Here is a 5461-nt window from a genome sequence, read left to right as displayed (position 1 = left end):
CCCCCAGGTCACCATCCAGCCGCTGGACGCGACCACGGGCCCGCCGCCGACGACCGCAGCGCAGCGCGTCAGTGCGCGGCGGCCTCCCAGTCGGCGCCGACACCGACGGAGACGTCGAGCGGGGCGCGCAGCGGGTAGGCGCCGGCCATCTGCTCGCGGACGACGGCCTCGACCGACTCGCGCTCGCCCGGGGCGAGTTCCAGCACGATTTCGTCGTGCACCTGGAGCAGCATCCGGGACGTCAGCCCGGCGGCGCGCAGGGCCTCGTCGACCCGCAGCATGGCGATCTTGACGATGTCGGCGGCCGAGCCCTGGATCGGGGCGTTGAGGGCCATCCGCTCGGCCATCTCGCGGCGCTGGCGGTTGTCGCTGTTGAGGTCGGGCAGGTAGCGGCGGCGGCCGAGGAGGGTCTCGGTGTAGCCCGTCGCCCGCGCCTCCTCGACGACCCGGTGCAGGTAGTCGCGCACGCCGCCGAAGCGCTCGAAGTAGGTGTCCATCAGGCCCTGGGCCTCGGCGGGCTTGATGTTGAGCTGCTGCGAGAGCCCGTACGCGGAGAGCCCGTACGCGAGGCCGTAGGACATCGCCTTGATCTTGCGCCGCATCTCGGCGTCGACCGCCGCGCCCGGGACCTCGAAGACCTGGGAGGCGACGGTGGTGTGGAGGTCCTCGCCGGAGGCGAAGGCCTCGATCAGGGCCTCGTCCTCGGAGAGGTGGGCCATGATCCGCAGTTCGATCTGCGAGTAGTCGGCGGTGAGCAGCGACTCGTAGCCGGCCCCGACGACGAAGGCGCGGCGGATGGCGCGCCCCTCCTCGGTGCGGACCGGGATGTTCTGCAGGTTCGGGTCCTGCGAGGAGAGCCGGCCGGTGGCGGCGACCATCTGGTTGAAGGTGGTGTGGATCCGGCCCTGCGGGGAGACGGTCTTGAGCAGGCCCTCGACGGTGGTGCGCAGCTTGGCCTGGTCGCGGTGGCGCAGCAGGATGACCGGCAGTTCGTTGTCGGTCTGGGTGGCGAGCCAGGTGAGCGCGTCGGCGTCGGTGGTGTAGCCGGTCTTGATCTTCTTGGTCTTGGGGAGGGCGAGTTCGCCGAACAGGATCTCCTGCAGCTGCTTGGGCGAGCCGAGGTTGAACTCGCGCCCGGCGGCGGCGTGGGCCTCCTCGACGCAGCGCTGGATCTCGGCCGCGAACTGGGCTTCGAGCCGGGTGAGCCAGTCGCGGTCGGCGGCGATGCCGTGGCGCTCCATCCGGGCGAGGAGGGCGGCGATGGGCAGTTCCATGTCGTGCAGCAGCCCGGCGGCGCCGACCTCGGCGAGGCGGGTGTCGAAGAGCGCGGCGAGGTCGAGCACGGCGCGGGCCTGGAGCATGAGCGCCTGGGCGCGCGCGGCCTCGGCGTCGACGCCGTCGTCCTCGGGTGCGTCGAAGGCGAGTTGGCCGCTCTCGGCGGCGGGGGCGGCCGGGGTGAGCGAGCGGGCCAGGTACTCCTCGGCGAGCACCTCCAGGGTGAAGGTGCGGCGGCCGGGCTTCTCCAGGTAGGCGGCGAGCGCGGTGTCGGCGACGACCCCGGCGATCGTCCAGCCGCGTTCGGCGAAGGCCCGCATGACCTGCTTGGCGATGTGCAGGGCCTTGGGGGCGGCCGGGTCGGCGAGCCAGTCGGCGAAGGCCCGCTCGTCCTCCTCGGCGAGCTGCGCCGGGTCGAACCAGGCGGCGGAATCCCCGACGGCGAGGGCGACTTCGGTGACCTCGCCGGTGCCGAGGGCCCACTGGTAGACGGCGGCCAGCGCCACCGGCGCCTTGTCGTCGGAGGCGTGCTCGCGCAGCCAGGCGGCGAGCGTGCCCGGGTCGGTGAGGAGTTCGCCGTCGACCTCGACGCCGGGGGCGAGTTCGGCCTCGGCGGCCTCGGCGGCGCCGGCCGGGTCGATCCCGAACACCCGGTCGCGGAAGTTGGCGTTGCGGAACTCGAGCGACTCCATCAGGGTGCCGACGGCGTCCCGGTCGAAGGACTGCCGGGCCAGGTCGGGGACGCCCAGCGGGAGTTCGACGTCGCGGACCAGCTCGGTGAGCACCCGGTTGCGCTTGACCGAGTCGAGGTGGTCGCGCAGCTTCTCGCCGATCTTGCCCTTCACCTCGTCGGCGCGGGCGACGAGTTCGTCGAAGGAGCCGAACTGGTTGACCCACTTGGCGGCGGTCTTCTCGCCGACGCCGGGGATGCCCGGCAGGTTGTCGGACGGGTCGCCGCGCAGGGCGGCGAGGTCGGGGTACTGGCGCGGGGTGACGCCGTACTTCTCGGTGACCTTCTCCGGGGTGAAGCGGGTGAGCTCGGAGACGCCCTTGGTCGGGTAGAGCACGGTGACGTGGTCGGTGACGAGTTGGAGGGAGTCGCGGTCGCCGGTGACGATGTCGACGTCGTAGCCGGCCGCTTCGGCGGCGGTGGCGAGGGTGGCGATGATGTCGTCGGCCTCGAAGCCCTCGACCGTCATCCGGGGGACGTGCATGGCGTCGAGGAGTTCGCCGATCAGGCCGATCTGGCTCTTGAACTCGTCCGGCGTCTTGGCCCGGTTGGCCTTGTAGTCGGGGAACTCGGCGGAGCGGAAGGTCTGCCGGGAGAGGTCGAAGGCGACGGCGAGGTGGGTGGGCCGTTCGTCCCGGACGGTGTTGGCGAGCATCGAGGCGAAGCCGTAGACCGCGTTGGTGGGCTGTCCGGTGGAGGTGTTGAAGTTCTCCACGGGCAGGGCGTAGAAGGCCCGGTAGGCCATCGAGTGCCCGTCGAGCAGCATCAGCCGGGGTCGCGGGCCGGCCCCGCCGCCACCCGTCGCGCCCTTGTCCGTACTCTGCGTAGCCACGTCAACGTCCGTTCCTGCCGATTCCACTACCGGTCCCCGATCCTATGGCCCGGCACCGACAAAAGGGGCGCCGCGCCGGTCGGTCCTGGCCCGGTACCAGTGAGTAGGACGGTCGTACGATCACAGGCAGCACGACGACGTCACCCCAGAGCGGCAGGAGTTCCCCCGATGACCGACGCGGCCCCCGACACCGCCCCCGGCACCGCCACCGACGGCGCCTCCGACGGCACCCCGGCCCCGGCCCCCGTCCTGAACGTCCCGCAGGACGTGCTGGACCACTTCGCCAAGCTCGGGGTGAACCCGGAGACCTTCTCCGGCGGCCACCTCGGCGAGAAGCTCGGCATCCGGATCGTCGAGGCCTCCGGCGACCGGGTCGTCGGCACCATGCCGGTGGAGGGCAACCAGCAGCCGTACGGGCTGCTGCACGGCGGCGCCTCGGCGGCGCTGGCGGAGACCCTCGGCTCGATCGGCGCGATGCTGCACGCCGGCCCGGGCCGGTACGCGGTGGGCGTGGACCTCAACGCCACCCACCACCGCTCGGCCACCTCCGGCCTGGTCACCGGCGTGGCGACGGCGGTGTTCAAGGGCCGCACCGCCGCGACGTACGAGATCGCGATCACCGACGACACCGGCAAGCGGATCACCAGCTGCCGGCTGACCTGCATGCTGCGCGACCTGTAACGGGCCCCCGGGAAGCGCGACGGCCTCCCCGGAGGGGACAACGGGCCTCCGGGCAGCAGCAGTTCACCACCTAAGACATCAAGTCTCTTTCCCGCCCCCTTGTTTGACCTTCCGCCACCCTGGGCAGGCGTTGGTCTGAACGAGGGGGCGCCGGCATGTCCGGACGCGCTCGGCGCGCCCCCAAACCTGTAACACTGCGTAACAGGTGGGAAATCCCAGCAGGTGACAGTTCCGCGGCCCTCGCGACGCGGAACCTCTTCGCCGCACCCCCGTCGTCCGAAATGCGGACGTGCACGGTCGAATGCAGTACACCGGACACCCCTGTCCGATTATCGACGCTGCCAGCTGCAACCCCCATTTCTGGCCCTTACATCCCTCCACCAGCGCGTAAACGCCCAGCAGTTCAGGATCGGTCGAACCGGAACGACCACATGCTGAGACAAATGCTCCGTGTGCTCATAACAAGAGAATCACAGCCTGCCCACAGCACTGCCCGAGCCGCCCAAGGGCATCTAGAGTCACGGCCAGTCACCGCGCCATCCGGAATGGGCCCGGCCCTCCGCGCATCCCGGCTCCCGCCACTCAGGCGCGGGCGCCTCCTGAACCGAATGGGGACCCTCGTGCGTCATCGTTCCGCAATTGTCGTGAGCATTGCCGTGATCGGCGCCCTCAGCCTCACCGCCTGCGGCTCCCGCGGCGGGAAGTCCGGCGACACCGCCGGCGGCAAGGACAGCGGCTCCACCACCGTCGTCATCGGCGTCGACGCCCCGCTCACCGGCGACCTCTCCGCCCTCGGCCTCGGCATCCGCAACTCCGTCGACCTCGCCGTCAAGAACGCCAACGCGACCAACGAGGTCCCCGGCGTCAAGTTCGAGGTCAAGGCCCTCGACGACACCGCCAAGCCCGCCCCCGGCCAGCAGAACGCCACCCAGCTCGTCGGCGACCCCAAGGTCCTCGGCGTCGTCGGCCCGCTCAACTCCAGCGTGGCCCAGTCCATGCAGCAGATCTTCGACGACGCGAGCCTCACCGAGATCTCCCCCGCCAACACCGGCGTCGCCCTCAGCCAGGGCGAGAAGTGGGCCAGCGGCGACAAGAAGCGCCCCTTCAAGTCCTACTTCCGCACCGCCACCACCGACGCCGTCCAGGGCCCCTTCGCCGCCCAGTTCCTCTACAACGACGCCAAGAAGACCAAGGTCTTCCTGATCGACGACCAGAAGACCTACGGCGCCGGCCTCGCCTCCACCTTCAAGGGCGAGTTCACCAAGCTCGGCGGCACCCTGGCCGGCGAGGAGCACGTCAACCCCGACGACCGCGACTTCTCCGCCATCGTCACCAAGGTCAAGGCCTCCGGCGCCGACGCCGTCTACTACGGCGGCGAGTACCCCGCCGCCGGCCCGCTCTCCCTCCAGCTCAAGGACGCCGGCGTCGCCATCCCCCTGATGGGCGGCGACGGCATCCAGAGCGGCGACTTCATCAAGCTCAACCCCAAGAGCCAGGGCGACTTCGCCACCGCCGTCGGCCTGCCCGTCGAGTCCCTCGACACCGCCAAGAAGTACATCGCCGACTACAAGGCCGCCGGCTACAAGGACGCCTACGAGACCTACGGCGGCTACTCCTACGACAGCGCCTGGGCCATCATCCAGGCCGTCAAGTCCGTCGTGACCAGCAACAACGGCAAGCTCCCCACCGGCGACGGCCTGCGCAAGACCGTCCGCGACGCCGTCCAGAAGGTCTCCTTCGACGGCGTCACCGGCAAGGTCTCGTTCGACGAGTTCGGCGACACCACCAACAAGCAGCTCACCGTCTACACCGTCAAGGACGGCAAGTGGGCCGTGGAGAAGTCCGGCACCTTCAACGGCTGACACACCGGCCGGCCCCACCGAACCACCAGCGCGCGGGGGCGCCCCCCGGGGCCCCCCCAGGACTCCGTGGCGCACGCGCTG

The 5461-nt window shown here is 70.7% G+C and carries 3 protein-coding genes; 2 read left to right on the top strand and 1 reads right to left on the bottom strand.

Features of this window, described 5'->3' with window-relative positions:
* Positions 1-68 precede the first annotated feature (68 nt).
* Positions 69-2771: a DNA polymerase I gene (polA, locus tag ACFXPX_RS21540; protein WP_380527044.1), complete on the bottom strand. Its 2703-nt coding sequence runs from the start codon at positions 2769-2771 to the stop codon at positions 69-71.
* Between the two features lie 234 nt (positions 2772-3005).
* On the opposite strand from polA, the gene ACFXPX_RS21535 reads away from it, so the two are divergent.
* Positions 3006-3518, top strand: a complete 513-nt coding sequence (locus ACFXPX_RS21535; protein WP_380527038.1) for a PaaI family thioesterase — start codon at positions 3006-3008, stop codon at positions 3516-3518.
* Between the two features lie 620 nt (positions 3519-4138).
* On the top strand, positions 4139-5380 hold the full coding sequence (locus ACFXPX_RS21530) for an ABC transporter substrate-binding protein (protein ID WP_380407947.1): 1242 nt from the start codon (positions 4139-4141) through the stop codon (positions 5378-5380).
* The last annotated feature ends 81 nt before the right edge of the window (positions 5381-5461 follow it).

The sequence above is a fragment of the Kitasatospora sp. NPDC059146 genome (assembly GCF_042786665.1).
Classification (GTDB): domain Bacteria; phylum Actinomycetota; class Actinomycetes; order Streptomycetales; family Streptomycetaceae; genus Kitasatospora.
This window is presented reverse-complemented; position numbering and strand designations above follow the sequence as displayed.

Coding starts and splice junctions, on each gene's coding strand:
- ACFXPX_RS21535 (WP_380527038.1), top strand. CDS start 3,006: ATGACCGACGCGGCCCCCGACACCGCCCCCGGCACCGCCACCGACGGC.
- polA (WP_380527044.1), bottom strand. CDS start 2,771: ATGCTGCTCGACGGGCACTCGATGGCCTACCGGGCCTTCTACGCCCTG.